This is a genomic window from Salmonella sp. HY31, assembly GCF_042604575.1.
GTDB lineage: Bacteria > Pseudomonadota > Gammaproteobacteria > Enterobacterales > Enterobacteriaceae > Salmonella > Salmonella diarizonae.
In genome coordinates this window covers 4,409,267-4,435,159 of the sequence record NZ_CP170479.1, presented here as the reverse complement: position 1 = coordinate 4,435,159, position 25,893 = coordinate 4,409,267, and the positions used below count along the sequence as shown (strand labels likewise).

23 protein-coding genes and 2 tRNA genes are annotated in these 25,893 nt (G+C 53.2%); 20 read left to right on the top strand and 5 right to left on the bottom strand.

What is annotated here, in order from left to right:
* The first annotated feature begins 28 nt into the window (after nucleotides 1-28).
* Nucleotides 29-1,288, top strand: coding sequence for a UDP-N-acetylglucosamine 1-carboxyvinyltransferase (gene murA / locus ACE15A_RS21230; RefSeq protein WP_023246389.1), 1,260 nt, complete (start codon nucleotides 29-31; stop codon nucleotides 1,286-1,288).
* Between the two features lie 58 nt (nucleotides 1,289-1,346).
* Here the strand turns inward: murA and sfsB are convergent, their stop codons facing one another.
* Nucleotides 1,347-1,634 carry a DNA-binding transcriptional regulator SfsB gene (gene sfsB, locus ACE15A_RS21225; protein ID WP_023246390.1) on the bottom strand — a complete coding sequence of 96 codons (288 nt, stop codon included), beginning with the start codon at nucleotides 1,632-1,634 and terminating at the stop codon, nucleotides 1,347-1,349.
* 224 nt (nucleotides 1,635-1,858) lie between these two features.
* A complete protein-coding gene (ispB, locus tag ACE15A_RS21220; RefSeq protein WP_001047354.1) occupies nucleotides 1,859-2,830 on the bottom strand; it encodes an octaprenyl diphosphate synthase in 972 nt (323 codons plus the stop codon).
* A gap of 258 nt (nucleotides 2,831-3,088) precedes the next feature.
* Between ispB and rplU the strand changes: the two genes are divergently transcribed.
* From rplU to cgtA, 4 genes are all read left to right on the top strand, one after another.
* Nucleotides 3,089-3,400 (top strand): 50S ribosomal protein L21, encoded by a 312-nt coding sequence (rplU, locus tag ACE15A_RS21215; protein WP_000271396.1) that lies wholly within the window; start codon nucleotides 3,089-3,091, stop codon nucleotides 3,398-3,400.
* A gap of 19 nt (nucleotides 3,401-3,419) precedes the next feature.
* The gene (gene rpmA / locus ACE15A_RS21210) at nucleotides 3,420-3,677 is read left to right on the top strand and encodes a 50S ribosomal protein L27 (RefSeq protein WP_000940593.1); all 258 of its coding nucleotides are present in this window, start codon (nucleotides 3,420-3,422) and stop codon (nucleotides 3,675-3,677) included.
* Nucleotides 3,678-3,806: 129 nt separating this feature from the next.
* Nucleotides 3,807-4,772, top strand: a complete 966-nt coding sequence (locus ACE15A_RS21205; protein ID WP_023246391.1) for a DMT family transporter — start codon at nucleotides 3,807-3,809, stop codon at nucleotides 4,770-4,772.
* A 15-nt stretch (nucleotides 4,773-4,787) separates the two neighbouring features.
* Nucleotides 4,788-5,960, top strand: coding sequence for an Obg family GTPase CgtA (gene cgtA / locus ACE15A_RS21200; protein ID WP_064055689.1), 1,173 nt, complete (start codon nucleotides 4,788-4,790; stop codon nucleotides 5,958-5,960).
* A gap of 100 nt (nucleotides 5,961-6,060) precedes the next feature.
* On the opposite strand, the gene dacB is transcribed toward cgtA, so the two are convergent.
* Nucleotides 6,061-7,494: a serine-type D-Ala-D-Ala carboxypeptidase gene (dacB, locus tag ACE15A_RS21195; protein ID WP_053508280.1), complete on the bottom strand. Its 1,434-nt coding sequence runs from the start codon at nucleotides 7,492-7,494 to the stop codon at nucleotides 6,061-6,063.
* A gap of 247 nt (nucleotides 7,495-7,741) precedes the next feature.
* On the opposite strand from dacB, the gene greA reads away from it, so the two are divergent.
* Nucleotides 7,742-8,218 carry a transcription elongation factor GreA gene (gene greA / locus ACE15A_RS21190; RefSeq protein WP_001148008.1) on the top strand — a complete coding sequence of 159 codons (477 nt, stop codon included), beginning with the start codon at nucleotides 7,742-7,744 and terminating at the stop codon, nucleotides 8,216-8,218.
* A 155-nt stretch (nucleotides 8,219-8,373) separates the two neighbouring features.
* Here greA and yhbY read toward each other — a convergent pair whose 3' ends face one another.
* Nucleotides 8,374-8,667: a ribosome assembly RNA-binding protein YhbY gene (gene yhbY / locus ACE15A_RS21185; RefSeq protein WP_001592995.1), complete on the bottom strand. Its 294-nt coding sequence runs from the start codon at nucleotides 8,665-8,667 to the stop codon at nucleotides 8,374-8,376.
* 126 nt (nucleotides 8,668-8,793) lie between these two features.
* Between yhbY and rlmE the strand changes: the two genes are divergently transcribed.
* The 6 genes from rlmE (at nucleotide 8,794) to ACE15A_RS21155 (ending at nucleotide 14,395) form a co-directional block, all read left to right on the top strand.
* On the top strand, nucleotides 8,794-9,420 hold the full coding sequence (gene rlmE, locus ACE15A_RS21180; RefSeq protein ID WP_000145974.1) for a 23S rRNA (uridine(2552)-2'-O)-methyltransferase RlmE: 627 nt from the start codon (nucleotides 8,794-8,796) through the stop codon (nucleotides 9,418-9,420).
* Between the two features lie 103 nt (nucleotides 9,421-9,523).
* Nucleotides 9,524-11,458, top strand: a complete 1,935-nt coding sequence (gene ftsH / locus ACE15A_RS21175) for an ATP-dependent zinc metalloprotease FtsH (RefSeq protein WP_023246394.1) — start codon at nucleotides 9,524-9,526, stop codon at nucleotides 11,456-11,458.
* Between the two features lie 103 nt (nucleotides 11,459-11,561).
* Nucleotides 11,562-12,410 carry a dihydropteroate synthase gene (gene folP / locus ACE15A_RS21170; RefSeq protein ID WP_023246395.1) on the top strand — a complete coding sequence of 283 codons (849 nt, stop codon included), beginning with the start codon at nucleotides 11,562-11,564 and terminating at the stop codon, nucleotides 12,408-12,410.
* Nucleotides 12,403-13,740, top strand: coding sequence for a phosphoglucosamine mutase (gene glmM, locus ACE15A_RS21165; protein ID WP_000071159.1), 1,338 nt, complete (start codon nucleotides 12,403-12,405; stop codon nucleotides 13,738-13,740). Before folP ends, glmM begins: the two co-directional genes overlap by 8 nt.
* A gap of 222 nt (nucleotides 13,741-13,962) precedes the next feature.
* Nucleotides 13,963-14,295, top strand: a complete 333-nt coding sequence (gene secG, locus ACE15A_RS21160) for a preprotein translocase subunit SecG (protein WP_000272680.1) — start codon at nucleotides 13,963-13,965, stop codon at nucleotides 14,293-14,295.
* Nucleotides 14,296-14,308: 13 nt separating this feature from the next.
* Nucleotides 14,309-14,395: transfer RNA gene (locus ACE15A_RS21155), tRNA-Leu, on the top strand.
* Nucleotides 14,396-14,592: 197 nt separating this feature from the next.
* On the opposite strand, the gene argG is transcribed toward ACE15A_RS21155, so the two are convergent.
* On the bottom strand, nucleotides 14,593-15,936 hold the full coding sequence (gene argG / locus ACE15A_RS21150) for an argininosuccinate synthase (RefSeq protein ID WP_046093092.1): 1,344 nt from the start codon (nucleotides 15,934-15,936) through the stop codon (nucleotides 14,593-14,595).
* A gap of 344 nt (nucleotides 15,937-16,280) precedes the next feature.
* On the opposite strand from argG, the gene ACE15A_RS21145 reads away from it, so the two are divergent.
* From ACE15A_RS21145 to pnp, 8 genes are all read left to right on the top strand, one after another.
* Nucleotides 16,281-16,357 (top strand) — tRNA-Met (locus ACE15A_RS21145).
* 207 nt (nucleotides 16,358-16,564) lie between these two features.
* The gene (gene rimP, locus ACE15A_RS21140; protein ID WP_000105461.1) at nucleotides 16,565-17,017 is read left to right on the top strand and encodes a ribosome maturation factor RimP; all 453 of its coding nucleotides are present in this window, start codon (nucleotides 16,565-16,567) and stop codon (nucleotides 17,015-17,017) included.
* Nucleotides 17,018-17,044: 27 nt separating this feature from the next.
* Complete coding sequence (gene nusA / locus ACE15A_RS21135) at nucleotides 17,045-18,547, top strand: transcription termination factor NusA (RefSeq protein WP_129382511.1); 1,503 nt, start codon at nucleotides 17,045-17,047, stop codon at nucleotides 18,545-18,547.
* 24 nt (nucleotides 18,548-18,571) lie between these two features.
* Nucleotides 18,572-21,250: a translation initiation factor IF-2 gene (infB, locus tag ACE15A_RS21130; protein ID WP_053508277.1), complete on the top strand. Its 2,679-nt coding sequence runs from the start codon at nucleotides 18,572-18,574 to the stop codon at nucleotides 21,248-21,250.
* 218 nt (nucleotides 21,251-21,468) lie between these two features.
* Nucleotides 21,469-21,870: a 30S ribosome-binding factor RbfA gene (gene rbfA / locus ACE15A_RS21125; protein WP_001040199.1), complete on the top strand. Its 402-nt coding sequence runs from the start codon at nucleotides 21,469-21,471 to the stop codon at nucleotides 21,868-21,870.
* Complete coding sequence (gene truB, locus ACE15A_RS21120) at nucleotides 21,870-22,814, top strand: tRNA pseudouridine(55) synthase TruB (RefSeq protein WP_023246642.1); 945 nt, start codon at nucleotides 21,870-21,872, stop codon at nucleotides 22,812-22,814. Before rbfA ends, truB begins: the two co-directional genes overlap by 1 nt.
* Before the next feature lie 345 nt (nucleotides 22,815-23,159).
* Nucleotides 23,160-23,429: a 30S ribosomal protein S15 gene (gene rpsO / locus ACE15A_RS21115; protein WP_000059465.1), complete on the top strand. Its 270-nt coding sequence runs from the start codon at nucleotides 23,160-23,162 to the stop codon at nucleotides 23,427-23,429.
* A gap of 240 nt (nucleotides 23,430-23,669) precedes the next feature.
* Nucleotides 23,670-25,805 carry a polyribonucleotide nucleotidyltransferase gene (pnp, locus tag ACE15A_RS21110; protein ID WP_023246641.1) on the top strand — a complete coding sequence of 712 codons (2,136 nt, stop codon included), beginning with the start codon at nucleotides 23,670-23,672 and terminating at the stop codon, nucleotides 25,803-25,805.
* Nucleotides 25,806-25,893: the final 88 nt, after the last annotated feature.

The following is a 25,893-nucleotide window of genomic DNA, read 5'->3' as shown; positions in this document are numbered from 1 at the left end:
AGATGAATGCTTAATTGAGAATACAATAATGGATAAATTTCGTGTACAGGGGCCAACGACGCTCCAGGGCGAAGTCACAATTTCCGGCGCCAAAAACGCCGCGCTGCCGATCCTGTTCGCCGCGCTGCTGGCAGAAGAGCCGGTAGAGATCCAAAACGTCCCAAAACTGAAAGACGTGGATACGTCAATGAAGCTCCTGAGCCAATTAGGGGCGAAAGTGGAACGCAATGGATCGGTACACATTGACGCCAGCCAGGTGAACGTGTTCTGCGCGCCTTATGATCTGGTTAAGACCATGCGCGCCTCGATATGGGCGCTGGGGCCGCTGGTTGCCCGTTTTGGTCAGGGACAAGTCTCCCTGCCGGGGGGATGCACTATCGGCGCGCGTCCGGTTGATCTGCATATTACCGGTCTGGAACAACTAGGTGCGACCATCAAGCTGGAAGAGGGCTACGTAAAGGCCTCCGTGGAAGGGCGTCTTAAAGGGGCGCATATCGTGATGGATAAGGTCAGCGTCGGCGCGACCGTCACCATTATGTGCGCCGCTACGCTGGCGGAAGGGACGACCATTATTGAAAATGCCGCGCGCGAGCCGGAAATTGTCGACACCGCTAACTTCCTGATTGCTCTGGGGGCGAAGATCGCCGGGCAGGGCACCGATCGTATTACGATCGAGGGCGTAGAGCGTCTGGGCGGCGGCGTTTATCGTGTGCTGCCGGATCGTATCGAAACGGGGACTTTCCTGGTGGCGGCAGCGATCTCTCGCGGTAAAATCATCTGCCGTAACGCGCAACCGGACACTCTGGACGCGGTACTGGCGAAACTGCGTGATGCTGGTGCGGACATCGAAGTGGGCAAGGACTGGATTAGTCTGGACATGCACGGCAAACGACCAAAGGCGGTCAATGTTCGTACTGCACCGCATCCGGCATTTCCGACCGATATGCAGGCACAGTTCACGTTGCTAAACCTGGTGGCGGAGGGGACAGGCTTTATCACAGAAACCGTTTTTGAAAACCGTTTTATGCATGTGCCTGAACTCAGCCGCATGGGCGCGCGTGCGGAAATTGAAAGCAATACCGTGATATGCTATGGCGTAGAAACACTCTCTGGCGCACAGGTCATGGCGACAGATCTGCGGGCATCTGCGAGCCTGGTGCTGGCGGGCTGTATTGCGGAAGGTACGACGGTTGTGGATCGCATATATCACATCGATCGCGGTTATGAGCGCATCGAAGATAAACTGCGCGCGCTAGGCGCCAATATTGAACGTGTGAAAGGCGAATAACCTTCTGTTCGCTGAATAACCCCCGCGAACGCTGTTGCGGGGGTTGTTTTGCAGGCATTCACTCTACATTCTGCTTGCCTTTATTACGCGCTCTCATGAGCCGCGTTCTGTCGATAAACTCATGCGTGTGCGGATCGTGATAACGCGATGGCCAAATAACCCAGGGTTCCGTTCCCAATGCTTTCGCGATAATCAACTCTCCTTTCGGCCACGGGCGCGTTAACGCATTGGCCAGCGTGGATGAACTCAATCCATTCCGGCGTGACTCAGCGGCCATTGAAGTCCCTTTTTTACGCAGCCCGGCAATGATATCGGCCGGATGCCAGTCAATAAGCTTGCTTTCCATACATCCATCACTCCTGAGGTTAATCATTTACGGTTTTAACAACCCGACGACGTCCGATACTATAACGCTTCGTGAAAGAATGTTCTAAAAAGTTCATGTAAGTGGCGGCAATATTCAGAATATGCCAAGGAAAGCCGCATAGAAAAAGATGGGCAAGAGAATATCTGGAGTTTATTGGAGCTTAATGGAATATCCCGCGCAGGGCGCGGGATAAGAGAATGGCATTAACGATCGCGTTGCACCGCGATGTGTGCGAGACCGATTAGCGCCTCACGCCATGGGGTATCCGGTAATATCTGCAACGCGGATATCGCTTTGTCGGCTTCTTCTTCCGCTCGCTGACGCGTCCATTCCAGCGAGCCGCAGGTGGTCATCGCTTCCAGAACCGGTTCCAGAAGATGACGACCATTACCTTGTTCAATAGCGGTACGGATCATCGCTGATTGTTCTGGCGTACCGTGACGCATGGCGTGAAGCAACGGTAAGGTGGGTTTGCCCTCATTGAGGTCATCGCCCACATTTTTACCGAGATGCTCGCCGTCGGCGCTGTAATCCAGCAGATCGTCAATGAGCTGAAAAGCCGTACCCAGGTAGCGGCCATAGTCCTGCAACCCTTTCTCTTGCTCAGGCGTACAACCGGCGAGAATACCGGAACATTGGGCGGCGGCTTCGAACAGACGCGCAGTTTTACTGTAAATCACCCGCATGTAATTTTCTTCGGTAATGTCCGGGTCATTCACGTTCATCAATTGCAGCACTTCGCCTTCTGCAATCACGTTGACCGCTTCCGACATCACTTCCAGCACTTTTAGCGAGCCGAGGCTGGTCATCATCTGGAAGGCGCGGGTATAGATAAAGTCGCCGACCAGCACGCTGGCGGCATTACCAAAGGCGGCATTTGCCGTTGCCTTGCCGCGACGCATATCGGATTCATCCACCACATCATCATGCAGCAACGTCGCCGTGTGGATAAACTCGATCAGAGCGGCGATAGTCACGTGCGCGTTGCCCTGATAACCCACCGCGCGCGCGGCAAGAACGGCAATCATCGGACGAATGCGTTTTCCGCCGCCGCTAATGATGTAATATCCTAGCTGATTAATCAGTTGAACGTCGGAATTAAGCTGTTCAAGGATTGTCGCATTGACACCCGCCATATCTTGCGCGGTTAACTCGTTGATTTTTTCTAAATTCATCGCAAAAGCCGGGCTTATCGCCCCGATTATCCCATGTCTGAATGAGGTAACGTAGGGTTTATGGTTAGAAATATACTCTGATTGTACTGAAAAAACGCCGCAGATAAACGTTACCGTATGCGTTGTGTTTTTTTTCTTCATGTATTGATGGTAGCACTTGTCAAAGCCGTGCAATTTGCGTAATATTCGCGCCCTATTGTGAATATTTATAGCGCGCTCTGAATCATTGAAAAGGTGTGCGCGGAAGCGGAGTTTTTTATGTACGCGGTTTTCCAAAGTGGTGGTAAACAACACCGAGTAAGCGAAGGTCAGACCGTTCGCCTGGAAAAGCTGGACATCGCAACTGGCGAAACTATTGAGTTCGCTGAAGTTCTGATGATCGCAAACGGTGAAGAAGTCAAAATCGGCGTTCCTTTCGTTGATGGCGGCGTAATCAAAGCTGAAGTTGTTGCCCACGGTCGTGGCGAGAAAGTTAAAATCGTTAAGTTTCGTCGTCGTAAACACTACCGTAAGCAGCAGGGCCATCGTCAGTGGTTCACTGATGTGAAAATCACCGGCATCAGCGCTTAAGAATAGGGGAGCAGATTAAATGGCACATAAAAAGGCTGGCGGCTCGACTCGTAACGGTCGCGATTCTGAAGCTAAACGTCTGGGCGTAAAACGCTTTGGCGGTGAAGCAGTTCTGGCAGGCAGCATCATCGTTCGTCAACGTGGTACTAAATTCCACGCTGGCACCAACGTTGGTTGCGGTCGTGACCACACTCTGTTTGCTAAAGCAGACGGTAAAGTGAAATTCGAAGTTAAAGGCCCGAAAAACCGTAAATACATCAGCATCGTTGCTGAGTAAGTTCTTCGTGGTCCGGTAACGGATGAGAGCCCCGCACCTGTTGCGGGGCTTTTTACATTCGATGGCCGACTAAAATATACCCGTGTGGCTGTGCGAATGCCGTTAACGGGTCTTTGCAGGGAATACGGCATGAAGCAGCAGGCAGGCATTGGTATTCTTTTAGCGCTCACTACTGCGATGTGCTGGGGAGCGCTGCCAATAGCAATGAAGCAAGTGCTGGAGGTGATGGAGCCTCCAACCATTGTCTTCTACCGCTTCTTAATGGCCAGTATTGGCCTCGGGGCGATACTGGCAGTAAAAAGAAAGCTGCCGCCGCTGCGTATTTTTCGTAAGCCGCGCTGGCTGGTATTACTGGCGATAGCGACCTGCGGACTGTTCGGTAATTTCATTTTGTTCAGTTCTTCCTTGCAATATTTAAGCCCAACGGCGTCGCAGGTTATCGGCCAGCTTTCGCCGGTCGGCATGATGGTCGCCAGCGTCTTTATTCTGAAAGAAAAGATGCGCGGTACGCAGGTGATTGGCGCGCTGATGTTATTGAGCGGGCTGGTGATGTTTTTTAACACCAGTCTGATCGAGATTTTTACCCGACTGACCGACTACACCTGGGGCGTTATTTTTGGCGTAGGCGCGGCGATGGTGTGGGTGAGTTATGGCGTGGCGCAAAAAATATTATTGCGACGTCTGGCCTCGCAGCAAATCCTGTTTTTACTGTACACTTTATGTACGATAGCGCTCTTACCGCTGGCAAAACCGATGGTGATAGCGCAACTGAGTGACTGGCAGCTCGCCTGTTTGATTTTCTGCGGGCTGAATACGCTGGTAGGATATGGCGCCCTGGCGGAAGCGATGGCGCGTTGGCAGGCGGCGCAGGTGAGCGCGATAATCACGCTTACACCGCTATTTACCCTGCTGTTTTCAGATCTTTTATCTATGGCCTGGCCCGATTTCTTCGCCAGACCGATGTTAAACCTTTTAGGTTATCTCGGTGCGTTTGTCGTGGTTGCGGGCGCGATGTATTCCGCCATTGGTCATCGTATTTGGGGCGGTTTACGCAAGCATGAAACGGTGGTTTCGCAACCCCGCTCAGGCGAATGATTTACGGAGAGTAAAATGAAGTTTGTTGATGAAGCATCGATTCTGGTCGTTGCAGGCGATGGCGGTAATGGCTGTGTGAGCTTCTGCCGCGAAAAATATATCCCGAAAGGCGGCCCGGACGGCGGTGATGGCGGCGACGGCGGCGACGTCTGGATGGAAGCCGATGAAAACCTGAATACGCTGATCGATTACCGCTTTGAAAAATCGTTCCGCGCTGAACGTGGTCAGAATGGCGCGAGCCGCGACTGTACCGGTAAACGCGGTAAAGACGTGACCATCAAAGTGCCGGTCGGTACGCGCATTATCGACCAGGGAACCGGTGAAACGATGGGCGACATGACCAAACACGGTCAGCGTCTGTTGGTCGCGAAGGGCGGCTGGCATGGGTTAGGCAATACCCGTTTCAAATCCTCGGTTAACCGTACGCCGCGCCAGAAAACCAACGGTACGCCGGGCGATAAGCGCGACCTGCTGCTGGAACTGATGCTGCTGGCGGATGTCGGGATGCTGGGGATGCCAAACGCCGGTAAATCAACGTTCATTCGCGCGGTATCGGCAGCAAAACCAAAAGTCGCGGACTATCCATTTACCACGCTGGTGCCGAGCCTGGGTGTGGTACGTATGGACAACGAAAAGAGTTTTGTGGTGGCCGACATTCCGGGGTTGATCGAAGGCGCGGCGGAAGGCGCGGGCCTGGGAATTCGCTTCCTGAAGCACCTCGAACGTTGCCGCGTACTGCTGCACCTCATTGATATCGATCCGATCGACGGTTCCGATCCGGTGGAAAACGCCCGTATCATTATTGGCGAACTGGAAAAATACAGCCAGGATCTGGCGGCTAAACCGCGCTGGTTAGTGTTCAACAAAATCGATCTGATGGATAAAGCCGAAGCGGAAGAGAAAGCGAAAGCGATCGCCGAAGCGTTGGGCTGGGAAGGGAAATACTATCTGATTTCCGCTGCCAGTCAGCTAGGAGTGAAAGATCTCTGCTGGGATGTGATGACCTTTATCATCGAGAACCCGATCGCGCAGGCTGAAGAAGCGAAACAGCCGGAAAAAGTCGAGTTCATGTGGGATGATTATCATCGTCAGCAGTTGGCTGAAGTGGAAGAAGACGCAGACGATGATTGGGATGACGACTGGGACGAAGACGACGAAGAAGGCGTCGAGTTCATCTATAAGCGTTAATCGGCTTTAAATGCCCGGTGGCGCTTGCGCTTACCGGGCCTACATACTTGTAGGCCGGATAAGGCGCAAAGCGCCGCCATCCGGCAATCAAACGCTCCACCTAGTTGTTCTGATAAATATCCTTGTACAGCCGGCTTTCAAAGCGCACTAACGGGATGCGGCGATTACGCTGATCGGCTGGTGGAACCGCGTAGCCGGACAAATACTGTACAAATGCCATCCGTTGCCCGCTTGCGGTGGTAATAAAGCCCGCCAGGTTATACACCCCCTGCAGTGACCCGGTTTTCGCTGAAACCTTACCGTCTACGCCCGCCTGATGCAGCCCGGCGCGATATTGTAATGAACCATCATAGCCCGCCAGCGGCAGCATAGAGATAAAGTTCAGCTCATTATCGTGTTGAGCGATATATTGCAGCACCTGCATCATCGTGGCGGGAGCGATCAGGTTATGACGAGAGAGGCCTGAACCATCGGCAATAATGGTATTGCCTATGTCGATTCCCGCCTGTTGGCGCAGGATCTGGCGAACGGCATCCGATCCCGCCCGCCAGGTGCCAGGCACGTTAAACCTGACATGACCAATCATCCGAAAAACAGTATCAGCGATCATATTGTCTGACTTTTTCAGCATAATCTTAAGCAGATCGTGCAGTGGCGCCGACTGTTTACTGGCGACGATTGTTCCGGGCTCGTTAACCAGCGTCTGACGCAGCAACGTGCCGCGGTAAGTTATTCCGGCCTCTTTCAGCTCCTGCTTGAGGATCGCGCCCGCGTAGCTGGCACCGTCCTGAATAGCAAAGGCCAGCGGCAGCGGGTCGGTGCGCTGTGGTAAACAGCCGGTAAGCGTATAACGGTTCAAATCCCCAGGCACAACATCCAGCTCGCAATACTGCGCTTCTGCCGAACCGCGCGGCAGGGTCCGCACCTGGCTGAACATCGTTACCGGATAATAAGAGGCCACGCGAATAAAGGCTAAATCGTTTGGTTTTTGCGCGCTATAAAGCGACACAGAAAAACAGTTGCGGTCAACGATGGCGGCGGCGGGAGGCGCGCTGAAACACTGCGTCAGGTCGTTCCACGGCCAGCCTGGCGCTTTATCGTGGCTGGCGAAAATCGACGTGTCGATAAGCACATTGCCGTCGATTTGCGTGACGCCGGACTTTTTCAGCGTCGCGACCATATTGCGAATATCCTGACGTCTTAGCGTTGGATCGCCGCCGAAGCGCGCAATTAAGTCACCTTTTAAGATGCCGTTATCGACGCTGCCTTTGGTCTCCAGCGTGGTCGTAAAACGGAAATCCGGGCCGAGTTGAATCAGCGCCGCCAGCGCGGTAATCACTTTTTGGGTGCTGGCGGGAAGCGCCATCTGCTGACTATGGTAATCAATAGCCGGCGCGGGCGCGCCAACCTTTTGCACCATCAGCGCGAGGTTGGCGCCAGCCGGAAGCTGTTTGATGTATTCGTCAATATTCGCGGCCTGAACGCTGAACGCTATACTGGTAGTCAATCCGATGATAAATCTGGAAAATCGCATAATCTCGCGCTAACACCCTGGAAACAAGCCGTCATACTACGGCGCAACGCCCTAAAAAGTAAACGATGACCCATAGGGAACTCCAGGGTAAAATGGTTATCAAAGAGGAAATTGTAGCTGACCTGGGACTGCGCGCCCGGGTTGGTGTTTTTTTGCTTCTGACCCTGGTATGGCATATGCCGGGGCTGGCTTAGCAGCCGGGGTAGAGTTCATTGCCCCCTACAGGAATGTTCAAGAGGTATAACAAATGCAAGCTATTCCGATGACCTTACGCGGTGCCGAAAAACTGCGCGAAGAGCTGGATTTTCTGAAATCTGTGCGCCGTCCTGAAATCATCGCCGCTATCGCCGAAGCGCGTGAACATGGCGATTTAAAAGAAAACGCGGAGTATCATGCTGCACGCGAACAGCAGGGTTTCTGCGAAGGACGTATTAAAGATATCGAAGCAAAACTGTCGAATGCGCAGGTGATTGATGTCACCAAAATGCCGAACAATGGTCGCGTGATTTTTGGCGCTACCGTCACGGTGCTGAACCTGGACACCGACGAAGAGCAGACCTACCGTATTGTTGGCGATGATGAGGCGGATTTTAAGCAAAATCTCATTTCGGTAAACTCGCCAATCGCTCGCGGCCTGATCGGCAAAGAGCAGGATGACGTCGTGGTGATCAAAACGCCTGGCGGCGATGTGGAATACGAAGTGCTTAAAGTGGAATACCTTTAAGTAGTACTCAATACGCAAATTGTTGGTGTATTGTAAAGAAAGGAAAAAGGCCGCATAGCGGCCTTTTATCAACGGAGAGAGCGTGGCATTTTGCTCTCCTGCTCGTGGAAAACCCCTCGTTTTACACAGATTTTGTGTTCGACTTTAGGATATCCTTAACGCGGCAGCGAGATTTTACGCTCTTTAGTTGGGCGATACAGCACCAGCGTTTTACCGATGACCTGTACGTTACAGGCGCCGGTTTCGCGCACGATAGCGTCCACGATCAAGGTTTTTGTTTCGCGATCTTCCGAGGCGATTTTCACCTTGATAAGTTCATGGTGCTCTAACGCTTGTTCAATCTCGGCCAGTACCCCTTCGGTCAAACCATTATTGCCAAGCATAACAACAGGCTTGAGCGGATGTGCCAGACCTTTTAGGTGCTGTTTTTGTTTAGTACTCAGATTCATCGTATATTTTTGCTTACGTTGGGATTGAAAACGGGTCATTCTACCGCCATCTCCCTTATATCGCCAAATAGGCGTGTAGAAATTTACGCCATTGGCTACGATGAACTGCCCCGACGGGAAAGTTAAATGACAGGTAAAAAGCGTTCTGCCAGCTCAAGCCGCTGGCTTCAGGAACACTTTAGCGATAAATATGTTCAACAGGCGCAGAAAAAGGGGCTACGCTCCCGTGCCTGGTTTAAACTTGATGAAATACAGCAAAGTGACAAACTTTTTAAGCCGGGAATGACGGTAGTCGATCTCGGCGCTGCGCCAGGAGGCTGGTCACAATATGTGGTCACGCAGATTGGCGGTAAAGGCCGTATCATCGCTTGTGATCTTTTACCTATGGATCCTATCGTTGGTGTGGACTTTCTTCAGGGCGATTTTCGTGATGAACTTGTCATGAAAGCGTTACTGGAACGCGTGGGTGACAGTAAAGTACAAGTTGTCATGTCGGATATGGCACCAAACATGAGCGGAACACCGGCGGTGGATATCCCCCGCGCCATGTATCTGGTGGAGCTGGCGTTAGAGATGTGCCGCGATGTGCTGGCGCCAGGCGGAAGTTTTGTAGTGAAGGTGTTCCAGGGCGAAGGTTTCGATGAGTATCTAAGGGAAATTCGCTCCCTGTTTACGAAGGTCAAAGTTCGTAAGCCGGACTCTTCGCGTGCGCGTTCGCGTGAAGTGTACATTGTAGCGACCGGGCGAAAGTGATAACCGGCAGATTTCAGACGTAAGGTTTGAAAGAAACTGGATATAGAGTATCCTGACGCTGTTTTTAACACAGTTGTAATAAGAGGTTAATCCCTTGAGTGACATGGCGAAAAACCTAATACTCTGGCTGGTCATTGCCGTTGTGCTGATGTCAGTATTCCAGAGCTTTGGGCCCAGCGAGTCTAATGGCCGTAAGGTGGATTACTCTACCTTCCTGCAAGAGGTCAATCAGGACCAGGTTCGCGAAGCGCGTATCAACGGACGTGAGATCAACGTTACCAAGAAAGATAGTAACCGTTACACGACTTACATTCCGATTAATGATCCGAAGCTGCTTGATAACCTGCTGACTAAAAACGTCAAGGTTGTTGGCGAACCTCCCGAAGAGCCAAGCCTGCTGGCTTCTATCTTCATTTCCTGGTTCCCGATGCTGTTGCTGATCGGCGTCTGGATCTTCTTCATGCGTCAGATGCAGGGCGGCGGTGGCAAAGGCGCCATGTCGTTCGGTAAGAGCAAGGCGCGTATGCTGACGGAAGATCAGATCAAAACCACGTTTGCTGACGTCGCGGGCTGTGACGAAGCGAAAGAAGAAGTGGCGGAACTGGTTGAATACCTGCGTGAACCGAGCCGCTTCCAGAAGCTGGGCGGTAAAATTCCGAAAGGCGTTCTGATGGTCGGACCGCCGGGTACCGGTAAAACCCTGCTGGCAAAAGCCATTGCAGGTGAAGCGAAGGTGCCATTCTTTACGATTTCCGGTTCTGACTTTGTGGAAATGTTCGTTGGTGTTGGTGCATCCCGTGTGCGCGACATGTTCGAACAGGCCAAGAAAGCGGCGCCGTGCATTATCTTCATCGATGAAATTGACGCCGTAGGTCGCCAGCGTGGCGCAGGTCTTGGCGGCGGTCATGATGAACGTGAGCAGACGTTGAACCAGATGCTGGTTGAGATGGACGGCTTCGAAGGTAACGAAGGTATCATCGTTATCGCGGCGACCAACCGTCCTGACGTCCTTGACCCTGCGCTGCTGCGTCCAGGTCGTTTTGACCGTCAGGTGGTGGTTGGCCTGCCGGATGTTCGCGGTCGTGAGCAGATTCTGAAGGTGCATATGCGTCGCGTACCGTTAGCGACGGACATTGATGCGGCGATCATCGCGCGCGGTACACCGGGCTTCTCCGGTGCAGACCTGGCGAACCTGGTCAACGAAGCGGCGCTGTTTGCCGCACGCGGCAACAAACGCGTAGTGTCAATGGTCGAGTTCGAGAAAGCGAAAGACAAAATCATGATGGGCGCCGAACGTCGCTCCATGGTGATGACGGAAGCGCAGAAAGAGTCGACCGCGTACCACGAAGCGGGCCACGCGATTATCGGTCGCCTGGTGCCGGAACACGATCCGGTGCACAAAGTGACGATTATCCCACGTGGTCGTGCGTTGGGTGTGACCTTCTTTCTGCCTGAAGGCGACGCGATCAGCGCCAGCCGTCAGAAGCTGGAAAGTCAGATCTCTACCCTGTACGGCGGCCGTCTGGCGGAAGAGATTATCTACGGCGTTGAGCATGTTTCCACTGGCGCGTCGAACGACATTAAAGTCGCGACGAACCTGGCGCGTAACATGGTGACCCAGTGGGGCTTCTCGGAGAAACTCGGTCCGTTGCTGTACGCAGAAGAAGAGGGTGAAGTGTTCCTCGGCCGTAGCGTCGCGAAAGCGAAGCATATGTCCGATGAAACTGCGCGTATCATCGACCAGGAAGTGAAAGCGCTGATTGAACGTAACTACAATCGCGCCCGTCAGATCCTGACTGATAATATGGATATTCTGCACGCCATGAAAGATGCGCTGATGAAATATGAAACCATCGATGCGCCGCAGATTGATGACTTGATGGCGCGTCGTGAAGTGCGTCCGCCTGCGGGCTGGGAAGATCCAAACGGCACCAATAACTCTGACAGCAATGGTACGCCTCGTGCGCCGCGTCCGGTTGATGAACCACGCACGCCGAACCCGGGCAACACGATGTCAGAGCAGTTGGGCGACAAATAAGCGTTTGTTGTACAACACTATGTTTAGCGCTCACCGAAACCCTGGGGCTTGCCCCGGGGTTTTTCTTTTTTAACTCACCATAAATAAAACAGGGATTTTGACCATGAAACTCTTCGCTCAGGGCGCCACGCTCGATCTCACTCATCCGCATGTTATGGGTATCCTGAACGTAACACCGGATTCTTTCTCCGACGGCGGCGCGCATAACACGCTGATTGAGGCGGTGAAACATGCGAATTTAATGGTGAATGCCGGGGCGACAATTATTGATGTGGGTGGTGAATCAACGCGGCCAGGCGCGGCGGAAGTGAGCGTGGAAGAAGAGCTGGATCGCGTCATTCCGGTGCTGGAAGCAATAGCGCAACGTTTTGAAGTGTGGATTTCTGTGGATACCTCTAAACCCGAGGTGATCCGTGAAGCGGCGAGGGCGGGCGTGCATATTATCAATGATGTCCGTTCGCTTTCCGAGCCTGGCGCGTTGGAAGCCGCGGCGGAAACTGGCTTGCCGGTCAGTCTTATGCATATGCAGGGCAACCCCAAAACCATGCAGAATGCGCCGAAATATGACGATGTCTTTGCCGAGGTGAATCGCTACTTTATTGAGCAAATAGCACGTTGTGAAAAGGCCGGCATCGCAAAAGAGAAATTGTTGCTCGACCCCGGATTCGGTTTCGGTAAAAATCTCTCTCACAACTATACCTTACTGGCGCGACTGGGTGAGTTTCATCATTTTAACCTGCCGCTGCTGGTGGGCATGTCGCGTAAAACGATGGTTGGTCAGCTACTTAACGTGGGGCCATCAGACCGTCTGAACGGCAGCCTTGCGTGCGCAGTAATTGCCGCGATGCAGGGCGCGCAGATCATTCGCGTCCATGACGTCAAAGAAACCGTAGAGGCGATGCGGGTGGTAGAAGCCACTCTGTCTGCAAAGGGAAACAAACGCTATGAGTAATCGTAAATATTTCGGCACCGATGGGATTCGCGGGCGTGTAGGCGATGCCCCCATTACACCTGATTTTGTGCTTAAACTGGGTTGGGCTGCCGGAAAAGTGCTGGCGCGTCATGGTTCGCGTAAAATTATTATCGGTAAAGATACGCGTATTTCTGGCTATATGCTGGAATCCGCGCTGGAGGCGGGCCTTGCCGCTGCGGGGCTGTCGGCCTCGTTTACCGGACCTATGCCAACGCCGGCCGTCGCCTATCTGACGCGGACTTTCCGCGCGGAGGCGGGTATCGTTATCTCGGCTTCGCATAACCCGTTCTATGATAACGGGATTAAATTCTTCTCTATCGATGGCACGAAACTGCCTGACGATGTGGAAGAAGCCATCGAAGCCGAAATGGAAAAAGAGATCACCTGCGTAGACTCCGCTGAGCTGGGGAAAGCGAGTCGCATCGTCGACGCCGCCGGACGTTATATTGAGTTCTGTAAAGGCACCTTCCCGAACGAGCTGAGCCTTAATGGCCTGAAAGTGGTCGTGGATTGCGCCAACGGCGCCACCTACCACATCGCGCCGAATGTGCTGCGCGAGCTGGGCGCGACCGTTATCGCCATCGGCTGTGAGCCAAACGGCGTCAACATTAACGAAGAAGTGGGCGCGACCGACGTGCGCGCGTTGCAGGCGCGCGTGTTGGCGGAGAAAGCGGACCTCGGTATCGCGCTGGACGGCGACGGCGACCGCGTCATCATGGTTGACCACGAAGGCGCAAAAGTCGATGGCGATCAGATCATGTATATCATCGCACGCGAAGGGCTGCGCCAGGGCCAACTGCGCGGTGGCGCGGTGGGGACGCTGATGAGCAATATGGGTCTGGAGCTGGCGCTTAAACAGCTCGGCATTCCGTTTGCCAGGGCGAAAGTGGGTGACCGCTACGTGCTGGAAAAATTGCAGGAAAAAGGCTGGCGCATCGGCGCGGAAAACTCTGGTCACGTTATTCTGCTGGATAAAACGACCACTGGCGACGGTATCGTTGCGGGGCTACAAGTTTTGGCGGCGATGGTGCGTAATCACATGAGTTTGCACGATCTGTGCAGCGGTATGAAAATGTTCCCGCAGATTCTGGTTAACGTGCGTTACACCGCCGGTAGTGGCGATCCGCTGGAAAATGAAGCGGTGAAAGCGGTAACGGCGGACGTAGAAGCCACGCTCGGCAATCGTGGGCGGGTACTGCTACGTAAATCCGGTACCGAACCGCTGATTCGCGTGATGGTTGAAGGCGAGGATGAAGCGCAGGTTACGGCATTCGCCCATCGTATTGCGGACGCGGTAAAAGCCGTTTAATCGTTTAAGTGACTAAAAAGGCGGCGGTTGCCGCCTTACTGTCCGTAAAAAACAACGCTTTTGCTGTTTTTTTCCGCAGTTGATACAATGCGCTTAAATTGCCCTTGCGAAGGTCATTCGCTTTGGTTAGTATTCACACCCGCTTCAGTGGGAAACAGTAAAAATCCCGCTTTATTGGTAGAAGCATTGGTACGCGGCAACTCCGCAAGGAACAGGTTGATTATGTACGAAGCTCTTTTAGTTGTTTTCCTTATTGTGGCAATTGGCCTTGTGGGTCTGATCATGCTGCAGCAAGGTAAAGGCGCTGATATGGGAGCCTCCTTCGGAGCAGGCGCTTCCGCTACGCTATTTGGTTCAAGTGGTTCTGGTAACTTCATGACCCGAATGACGGCGGTACTGGCGACGCTGTTCTTCATCATCAGTCTGGTGTTGGGTAATATCAATAGCAACAAAACCAATAAAGGAAGCGAGTGGGAAAACCTGAGCGCACCGGCGAAGACCGAGCAGACTCAACCTGCTGCGCCGGCCCAGCCGACCAGCGATATCCCGCGTTAATAATAGTATCCGTGCCGAGGTGGTGGAATTGGTAGACACGCTACCTTGAGGTGGTAGTGCCCAATAGGGCTTACGGGTTCAAGTCCCGTCCTCGGTACCAATATTCCAGAAAAGAGACGCTGAAAAGCGTCTTTTTTTTCGTCTGAGCCCCGTCAAATGATGTGGCATGTAGGCCTGATAAGCGTAGCGTCGCCAGGCAATCAATGCCGGATGGCGGCGTGTACGCCTTATTCGGCCTACAGTTATCATCCCCCATAAAAAAGGCCGCTTGCGCGGCCTGTGAGAAATATCATTCGGTTACTTTGCATTGTTTTCCAGACTGCCGACCTGCGGTAAACCGGTGGCGGACGATGTCGCCAGCAGGCCAGACTGCGCATAGCCATACAGTTTTTCACGCGTATCGGTGATGTCCAGGTTACGCATCGTCAACTGACCGATACGATCGTCTGGCGAGAATACGGAATCGCCTTTTTCCATGGTTAAACGTTCTGGCTTATAGGTCAGATTGTCGGATACGGTGTTCAGAATTGAGTAGTCGTTGCCGCGACGCAGCTCCAGCGTGACCTCGCCCGTCACCTGGCTGGCTACCCAGCGTTGCAGGGAATCGCGCAGCATCAGCGCCTGAGAGTCGAACCAGCGGCCCTGATACAGCAGACGACCCAGTTGGCGGCCATGGGCGTGATACTGCTCGATGGTATCTTCATTGTGGATACCGGTCAGCAGACGCTCATAGGCGATGTGTAGCAGCGCCATTCCGGGGGCTTCATAAATACCGCGGCTTTTCGCTTCAATGATGCGGTTTTCAATTTGGTCGCTCATGCCCAGGCCGTGGCGGCCACCGATGCGATTCGCTTCCAGCATCATCTCAACATCATTGCTGAAGGTTTTGCCATTCAGCGCTACCGGATGTCCCTGCTCAAAACGGACGGTCACTTCTTCCGCCGGAATCTTCACCTCTTCGTCCCAGAACTTCACGCCCATAATCGGGTTGACGATCTTGACGCTGGAATTAAGAAACTCCAGATCTTTCGCTTCATGCGTGGCGCCGAGCATATTGGAGTCGGTGGAATAGGCTTTTTCGACTGACATCTTATAGTCGAAACCGCAGGCAATCATAAATTCAGACATCTCATGGCGACCGCCCAGCTCATCGATAAAGTCAGTATCCAGCCACGGTTTGTAAATCTGTAATTCAGCATTCGTCAGCAGGCCGTAACGATAGAAACGTTCAATATCGTTGCCTTTATAGGTGCTGCCGTCACCCCAGATATTCACGCCGTCTTCTTTCATCGCTGCGACCAGCATCGTGCCGGTCACGGCACGGCCCAGCGGCGTGGTATTGAAATAGGTCAGCCCGCCAGTCGTATTATGGAAAGCGCCGCACTGAATCGCCGCGATCCCTTCTGCAACCAACTGCTTGCGGCAATCAATCAGGCGAGCGTTCTCTGCGCCATACTCCATTGCGCGACGAGGAATGGCGTCATAGTCATCCTCATCCGGTTGTCCCAGATTCGCAGTATATGCATATGGGACAGCTCCTTTTTGTCGCATCCACAGCAGTGCGGCGCTGGTGTCCAGACCGCCGGAAAAAGCGATACCAATACGTTGACCTGCTGGAAGATGCTTAAGAATCGTCGTCATAGAATAGAACCCTGCTTGATTGACTGATAATGAGATCGGTTTTCTGTTTCGGTGCATTTTTATGCAAAATAAATGAGTTTTCATTTAATCATCTTTTATCAGAGACAGGAAGCGTTTAGTGAGGGTTTACTAAAATAACGTTGTGAAATGCGTGTATAAGCCGGAGAGGTGGGATGAGTATAACGAAGAGTGATATTCATTCATCTGCATATTGGGAATAAGGTTGACATTACTCATGCCTGGTCACTATACTGTGCGCAGATTTTACGTCCCGTCCTCGGTACCAAATCCCAGCAGTATTTGCATTTTTTACCCAAAACGAGTAGAATTTGCCACGTTTCAGGCGCGGGGTGGAGCAGCCTGGTAGCTCGTCGGGCTCATAACCCGAAGGTCGTCGGTTCAAATCCGGCCCCCGCAACCACTTTCCCTTAGAGTTCTTTTTCAAATATACTGTGAAGATTATGTCCTTCGTAGCTGGATTTGAAAAAAATTCTTTCGGAAGGTACACCAGACCGCAGTTGCGGTTATAGGGTTCAGTTATCTAAAGCCCCGATTTATCGGGGTTTTTTGTTATCTGACTACAGAATAACTGGGCTTTAGGCCCTTTTTTTATGTCTTGGGGGTGGGCTTGTCCACATTAGAGCAAAAATTAACAGAGATGATTACAGCGCCAGTTGAAGCCTTAGGCTATGAGCTGGTCGGCATCGAATTTATTCGCGGTCGCACATCCACACTGCGCATCTATATTGATAGTGAAGATGGCATCAATGTTGATGATTGTGCTGATGTGAGCCACCAGGTAAGCGCGGTGCTGGACGTTGAAGATCCTATCTCCGTGGCTTACAACCTTGAAGTCTCGTCACCGGGTCTCGACCGTCCTATGTTCACTGCCGATCATTATGCGCGTTTCCAGGGTGAAGAAGTCGCGCTGGTTCTTCGCATGGCGGTACAGAACCGTCGCAAGTGGCAGGGCATTATCAAAGCGGTGGACGGTGAAATGATTACCGTCACAGTCGAAGGCAAAGATGAAGTGTTCGCGCTGAGTAATATCCAGAAGGCGAACCTGGTTCCCCACTTTTAACAGTCTGGATGAGGTGAAAAGCCCGCGATGAACAAAGAAATTTTGGCTGTTGTTGAAGCCGTCTCCAACGAAAAAGCGCTGCCACGCGAAAAAATTTTTGAAGCGCTGGAAAGTGCGCTGGCGACAGCAACAAAGAAAAAATATGAGCAGGAGATCGATGTTCGTGTAGAAATCGATCGTAAAAGCGGTGATTTTGATACTTTCCGCCGTTGGTTGATCGTTGAAGAAGTGACCATGCCGACGAAGGAAATTACACTGGAAGCGGCGCGCTTTGAAGACGAAAGCCTGAATGTCGGCGACTATGTTGAAGATCAGATTGAATCTGTCACCTTTGACCGTATCACCACGCAGACTGCGAAACAGGTTATCGTGCAGAAAGTCCGTGAAGCCGAACGGGCGATGGTTGTCGATCAGTTCCGCGACCAGGAAGGCGAAATCGTCACTGGCGTGGTGAAGAAAGTGAACCGCGACAATATCTCTCTGGAAATTAAATCCGAAGGGATGGCCGGTAACGCTGAAGCGGTGATTCTGCGTGAAGATATGCTACCGCGTGAAAACTTCCGTCCTGGCGACCGTATTCGCGGTGTGCTGTATGCTGTTCGCCCGGAAGCGCGTGGCGCGCAACTATTCGTCACCCGTTCCAGGCCGGAAATGCTAATTGAACTTTTCCGCATTGAAGTGCCGGAAATCGGCGAAGAAGTGATTGAAATTAAAGCTGCGGCTCGCGATCCGGGTTCTCGTGCGAAAATCGCGGTGAAAACCAACGATAAGCGTATCGATCCGGTCGGCGCTTGCGTGGGTATGCGCGGCGCGCGCGTTCAGGCGGTCTCTACCGAGCTGGGCGGCGAGCGTATTGATATCGTGCTGTGGGATGATAACCCGGCGCAGTTCGTCATTAATGCGATGGCGCCGGCAGACGTCGCGTCTATCGTGGTGGACGAAGATAAACATACCATGGATATCGCCGTTGAAGCCGGTAATCTGGCGCAGGCGATCGGACGTAATGGTCAGAACGTCCGCCTGGCTTCGCAATTGAGCGGCTGGGAACTCAACGTAATGACCGTTGATGACCTGCAGGCTAAACATCAGGCTGAAACACATGCCGCTATCGAGATCTTTACTAAATATCTTGATATTGATGAAGAGTTCGCGACCGTTCTGGTAGAAGAAGGTTTCTCCACGCTCGAAGAACTGGCTTATGTGCCAATGAAAGAACTGCTGGAAATTGACGGCCTTGATGAGCCGACCGTTGAAGCACTGCGCGAGCGTGCTAAAAACGCACTGGCCACTCTGGCGCAGGACCAGGAAGCAAGCCTCGGTGATAATAAACCGGCTGACGATCTGCTGAATCTGGAAGGATTAGATCGCGATATGGCTTTCAAACTGGCGGCTCGTGGTGTTTGTACGCTGGAAGATCTCGCCGACCAGGGCATTGATGATCTGGCTGATATCGAAGGGGTGACCGACGAAAAAGCCGGTGAGCTGATTATGGCTGCCCGTAATATTTGCTGGTTCGGCGACGAAGCGTAATAAACTGTAGCAGGAAGGAACAGCATGACAGATGTAACCGTAAAAGCGCTGGCCGCAGAGAGACAGGTTTCCGTGGATCGCCTGGTACAGCAGTTTGCTGATGCAGGTATCCGGAAATCTGCTGACGACTCTGTGTCCGCACAAGAAAAACAGACTTTACTGGCGCACCTGAACCGCGAAGCGGTTTCTGGTCCCGATAAACTGACGCTGCAGCGTAAAACGCGCAGTACCCTGAATATTCCAGGTACCGGTGGAAAAAGTAAATCGGTACAAATCGAAGTCCGCAAGAAGCGCACCTTTGTAAAACGCGACCCGCAAGAGGCTGAACGCCTTGCCGCGGAAGAACAGGCGCAGCGTGAAGCGGAAGAGCAAGCCCGTCGTGAGGCAGAAGAACAGGCCAAACGCGAGGCGCAACAAAAAGCTGAACGCGAGGCCGCAGAACAAGCTAAGCGTGAAGCCGCTGAAAAAGCGAAACGTGAAGCTGCGGAAAAAGACAAAGTGAGCAATCAACAGACTGACGATATGACCAAAACCGCCCAGGCCGAAAAAGCCCGCCGTGAGAATGAAGCTGCAGAACTGAAGCGTAAAGCGGAAGAAGAAGCACGTCGCAAACTCGAAGAAGAAGCGCGTCGTGTAGCAGAAGAAGCTCGCCGCATGGCGGAAGAAAACAAATGGACCGCAACGCCTGAGCCTGTAGAAGACACCAGTGACTATCATGTCACCACTTCTCAGCACGCTCGCCAGGCCGAAGACGAAAGCGATCGTGAAGTAGAAGGCGGTCGCGGTCGTGGCCGTAATGCGAAAGCGGCTCGTCCGGCGAAAAAAGGCAAACATGCCGAATCCAAAGCCGATCGTGAAGAAGCGCGTGCTGCGGTTCGCGGCGGTAAAGGTGGTAAGCGTAAAGGGTCTTCTTTACAGCAAGGCTTCCAGAAGCCCGTTCAGGCCGTTAACCGCGACGTGGTGATCGGTGAAACCATCACCGTTGGCGAACTGGCGAACAAGATGGCGGTTAAAGGCTCTCAGGTCATCAAAGCGATGATGAAACTGGGCGCCATGGCTACCATCAACCAGGTCATAGACCAGGAAACCGCACAGTTGGTCGCCGAAGAGATGGGCCATAAGGTTATCCTGCGTCGTGAAAACGAACTGGAAGAAGCGGTAATGAGCGACCGTGACACCGGCGCTGCGGCTGAACCGCGCGCACCGGTTGTGACCATCATGGGTCACGTTGACCACGGTAAAACCTCTCTGCTGGACTACATTCGTTCAACGAAGGTGGCCTCTGGCGAAGCGGGCGGCATTACCCAGCACATCGGCGCATACCACGTTGAAACTGACAACGGTATGATCACCTTCCTGGACACCCCGGGCCACGCCGCGTTTACCTCCATGCGTGCTCGCGGCGCCCAGGCAACGGATATCGTGGTTCTGGTGGTGGCGGCAGACGACGGCGTGATGCCGCAGACTATCGAAGCTATCCAGCACGCGAAAGCGGCAGGTGTGCCGGTGGTTGTGGCGGTGAACAAAATTGATAAGCCGGAAGCCGATCCGGATCGTGTGAAGAACGAGCTGTCCCAGTACGGCATTCTGCCGGAAGAGTGGGGCGGTGAAAGCCAGTTCGTCCACGTGTCTGCGAAAGCGGGCACCGGTATCGACGAACTGCTGGACGCGATCCTGCTGCAAGCCGAAGTCCTGGAGCTGAAAGCCGTACGTAAAGGTATGGCGAGCGGCGCGGTCATTGAATCCTTCCTTGATAAAGGTCGTGGTCCGGTGGCTACCGTTCTGGTACGCGAAGGTACGCTGCACAAAGGCGATATCGTGCTGTGCGGCTTCGAATATGGCCGTGTGCGCGCGATGCGTAACGAGCTGGGTCTGGAAGTGCTGGAAGCGGGTCCGTCCATTCCGGTGGAAATTCTCGGCCTGTCTGGCGTTCCGGCTGCCGGTGACGAAGTCACCGTGGTCCGTGACGAGAAGAAAGCGCGTGAAGTGGCGCTGTACCGTCAGGGCAAATTCCGTGAAGTGAAACTGGCGCGTCAGCAAAAATCGAAACTTGAGAACATGTTCGCCAACATGACCGAAGGCGAAGTTCACGAAGTGAACATCGTGCTGAAGGCTGACGTACAGGGTTCCGTGGAAGCGATCTCCGACTCCTTGCTGAAACTGTCTACTGACGAAGTTAAAGTGAAGATCATCGGTTCCGGCGTAGGGGGCATCACCGAAACTGACGCCACCCTGGCTGCGGCGTCCAACGCGATTCTGGTCGGCTTCAACGTGCGTGCCGATGCATCTGCGCGTAAAGTGATCGAGTCTGAAAGCCTGGATCTGCGTTACTACTCCGTCATCTATAACCTGATCGACGAAGTGAAAGCTGCGATGAGCGGTATGCTGTCTCCGGAACTGAAACAGCAGATCATCGGTCTGGCTGAAGTGCGCGATGTGTTCAAATCGCCGAAATTCGGCGCGATCGCGGGCTGTATGGTTACCGAAGGTACGATTAAACGCCATAACCCAATCCGCGTACTGCGCGACAACGTGGTTATCTATGAAGGCGAGCTGGAATCCCTGCGCCGCTTCAAAGATGACGTTAACGAAGTCCGTAACGGCATGGAATGTGGTATCGGCGTGAAGAACTACAACGACGTTCGCGTTGGCGATATGATTGAAGTGTTCGAGATTATCGAGATCCAACGTACCATCGCTTAATCTTCGTCGTCTTTCGGGCCGCAACTGCGTTGGCTACGAGTGTTCACCCCGGTCACATAGTTATCTATGCTCCCGGGGATTCACACTCTTGCCGCCTTGTTGCAACCCAAAATACTTAGAAGATAATTTTGCGTAGGCCGGGTAAGCGAAGCGCCACCCGGCATGAATTTAAAAGGGGCTGAATGCCCCTTTTTTGTCTTTATTCTGGAGAATTTATTATGGCGAAAGAATTCGGTCGCCCGCAGCGTGTGGCCCAGGAGATGCAAAAAGAGATTGCCATCATCCTGCAGCGCGAAATTAAAGACCCGCGCCTGGGCATGATGACCACCGTCTCCGGTGTCGAAATGTCCCGTGACCTGGCCTATGCCAAAGTGTTTGTGACCTTCCTGAACGACAAAGATGAAGACGCGGTGAAAGCGGGTATCAAAGCGTTGCAGGAAGCGTCCGGATTTATCCGTAGCCTGCTGGGTAAAGCGATGCGCCTGCGTATCGTGCCGGAACTCACCTTCTTCTACGATAACTCGCTGGTGGAAGGGATGCGTATGTCCAACCTGGTGACTAACGTGGTGAAACATGACGAAGAACGTCGTGTGAACCCGGACGACAGCAAGGAGGATTGATGAGTCGTCCTCGTCGTCGTGGCCGCGATATTCACGGCGTTCTGCTGCTGGATAAGCCGCAGGGCATGTCCAGCAATGACGTGCTGCAGAAAGTTAAGCGCATCTATAATGCCAACCGCGCCGGGCATACCGGCGCGCTGGACCCGCTGGCGACCGGCATGTTGCCGATTTGCCTCGGTGAAGCGACAAAATTTTCGCAGTACCTGCTGGATTCTGACAAACGCTATCGTGTTATTGCCCGTCTGGGGCAGCGTACGGATACCTCTGACGCCGATGGTCAAATCGTGCTGGAGCGTCCGGTGACTTTCAGCGCCGGGCAGCTTGCGAGCGCGCTGGAGACCTTTCGTGGGGATATCGAACAGATTCCGTCAATGTATTCAGCGCTGAAGTATCAGGGCAAGAAGCTGTACGAATATGCCCGTCAGGGTATCGAAGTGCCGCGCGAAGCCCGCCCGATTACCGTCTACGAACTGCTGTTTATTCGCCACGAAGGTAACGAGCTTGAACTGGAAGTTCACTGCTCGAAAGGCACCTATATTCGTACCATTATTGACGATTTAGGTGAGAAACTGGGCTGCGGCGCACACGTCATTTACCTGCGCCGTCTGACGGTAAGTAAGTATCCGGTAGAGCGAATGGTCACGCTGGAGCATTTGCAGACGCTGGTGGCGCAGGCGGAACAGCAAGGCGTTCCGGCAGCGCAGTTGCTCGATCCATTATTGATGCCAATGGATAGTCCTGCTTCGGACTATCCTGTTGTTAATCTGCCGTTAACGTCTTCGGTATACTTCAAAAATGGCAACCCGGTTCGTACCACGGGCGCGCCGTTGAATGGACTGGTTCGTGTGACGGAAGGTGAAGACGGTAAATTTATCGGTATGGGCGAAATTGACGACGAAGGTCGTGTTGCGCCCCGTCGACTGGTAGTAGAGTATCCGGCATAACGTCGCTTCGTCTTGCGATAAGAGAGCGCTACGAGTAGAATACCGCCGTTTAACGTCGCGTAAATTATTTAACAGTTTGCGGGCGTGTACACAAAATCATTCGAGCTGCATCAAGGCGGCAAGGAAGAGACAAATTCGTCTGGAACGAATTTGAACAGCCTAAGGCTGCCTCTGGTGAGGGACAAGGATATCTCTCATTACATCCTCAGGGGCTTACTCAAGTAAGTGACTGAGGTGAGCGGATGCAGCCAACACAGAGGCAGTTTGAAGGATGAAGTGTATACACTGGGACCGCTGAATTAGAGATCGGCGTCCTTTCATTCTTAAATACTTTGGAGTTTTAAAATGTCTCTAAGTACTGAAGCTACAGCTAAAATCGTTTCTGAGTTCGGTCGTGACGCAAACGACACCGGTTCTACCGATGTTCAGGTTGCTCTGTTGACTGCACAGATTAACCACCTGCAGGGTCACTTTGCAGAGCACAAAAAAGATCACCACAGCCGTCGTGGTCTGCTGCGTATGGTTTCTCAGCGTCGTAAACTGCTCGACTACCTGAAACGTAAAGATGTTGCACGCTACACCGCGCTGATTGAGCGTCTGGGCCTGCGTCGCTAATTCTTGCGAGTTTCATAAAGAAGGGGCCTTAAGGCCCCTTTTTTCAAGTGGACGGCAGCAATTCACTGGAAACTAATGTATTGTTGCTATGAATGATCTTCCGTTGCAGAGGTTCGCGCGGCTAATGAGAGGCTTTACCCATATCAGGGTTAGGGTTGTCATTAGTCGCGAGGATGCGCAGAAGATCGGGTATTAACGACGGTGCGTATTGTGCCGTCAAAAATTGGAAAGGATATTATTTTGCTTAATCCGATCGTTCGTAAATTCCAGTACGGTCAGCATACCGTAACGCTGGAAACTGGCATGATGGCGCGTCAGGCCACAGCCGCTGTTATGGTAAGCATGGATGACACCGCCGTATTCGTTACTGTTGTCGGCCAGAAAAAAGCCAAGCCAGGCCAGGACTTCTTCCCACTGACCGTTAACTATCAGGAGCGTACCTACGCTGCTGGCCGTATCCCGGGCAGCTTCTTCCGTCGTGAAGGCCGTCCAAGCGAAGGCGAAACCCTGATCGCGCGTCTGATTGACCGCCCGGTTCGTCCGCTATTCCCGGAAGGTTTCGTTAACGAAGTGCAGGTTATCGCCACCGTCGTTTCCGTTAACCCGCAGGTTAACCCGGATATCGTGGCGATGATCGGCGCATCCGCTGCGCTGTCGCTGTCCGGCATTCCGTTCAACGGCCCAATCGGCGCGGCGCGTGTTGGCTATATCAACGAGCAGTACGTACTGAACCCGACCCAGGACGAGCTGAAAGAGAGCAAACTGGACCTGGTGGTTGCCGGTACTGAAGCGGCTGTGCTGATGGTGGAATCCGAAGCTGAACTGCTGAGCGAAGACACTATGCTGGGCGCGGTGGTATTTGGTCACGAGCAGCAACAGGTCGTTATCCAGGCGATCAACGACCTGGTGAAAGAAGCTGGTAAACCGCGTTGGGACTGGCAGCCGGAAGCCGTCAACGACGCACTGAACGCGCGCGTTGCTGCGCTGGCTGAATCTCGTCTGAGCGACGCGTACCGCATCACCGATAAACAAGAGCGCTATGCTCAGGTTGACGTGATCAAATCCGAAACCATCGATCAGCTTATCGCAGAAGATGAAACTCTGGACGCTAATGAACTGGGCGAAATCCTGCACGCGATTGAGAAAAACGTGGTTCGTAGCCGCGTACTGGCAGGCGAGCCGCGTATCGATGGCCGTGAAAAAGACATGATCCGCGGTCTGGACGTGCGCACTGGCGTGCTGCCGCGTACTCATGGTTCCGCTCTGTTCACCCGTGGTGAAACGCAGGCGCTGGTTACCGCAACACTGGGCACTGCCCGTGACGCGCAGGTGCTTGATGAACTGATGGGCGAGCGTACTGACAGCTTCCTGTTCCACTACAACTTCCCTCCGTACTCCGTAGGCGAAACCGGCATGGTCGGTTCTCCTAAGCGTCGTGAAATTGGTCACGGTCGTCTGGCGAAGCGCGGCGTGCTGGCAGTGATGCCGGACATGGATAAATTCCCGTACACCGTTCGCGTGGTGTCTGAGATTACTGAATCCAACGGTTCTTCCTCTATGGCTTCCGTGTGCGGCGCTTCTCTGGCGCTGATGGACGCTGGCGTGCCAATTAAAGCCGCCGTAGCGGGTATCGCGATGGGTCTGGTGAAAGAAGGCGACAACTACGTTGTACTGTCTGACATTCTGGGCGACGAAGATCACCTGGGCGATATGGACTTCAAAGTGGCGGGTTCCCGCGACGGTATCTCTGCGCTGCAGATGGATATCAAAATTGAAGGTATCACCAAAGAGATCATGCAGGTGGCGCTGAATCAGGCGAAAGGCGCGCGTCTGCACATCCTGGGCGTGATGGAACAGGCGATCAACGCGCCGCGCGGCGATATCTCTGAATTCGCGCCGCGTATCCATACCATCAAGATCAGCACGGACAAGATCAAAGACGTGATCGGTAAAGGCGGTTCTGTGATCCGCGCGCTGACTGAAGAGACCGGTACTACCATCGAAATCGAAGATGACGGTACTGTGAAGATCGCGGCGACCGACGGTGAAAAAGCGAAATACGCTATCCGTCGTATCGAAGAGATCACCGCGGAGATCGAAGTCGGTCGTATCTACAATGGTAAAGTGACCCGCATCGTTGACTTTGGCGCGTTTGTTGCCATCGGCGGCGGTAAAGAAGGTCTGGTTCACATCTCTCAAATCGCGGATAAGCGTGTAGAGAAAGTGACCGACTATCTGCAGATGGGTCAGGAAGTGCCGGTTAAGGTTCTGGAAGTTGACCGCCAGGGCCGTGTACGTCTGAGCATTAAAGAAGCAACCGAGCAGTCTCAACCTGCGGCTGCGCCGGAAGCTCCGGCGAGCGAACAGGGCGAGTAAGGTTGCCTTTTGCCCTCCGCATTGCGGAGGGCTTTAGACCTGGCTGGACGCCTTGTTGAGCCACCGGGGAACAGGACGTTCATTCAAT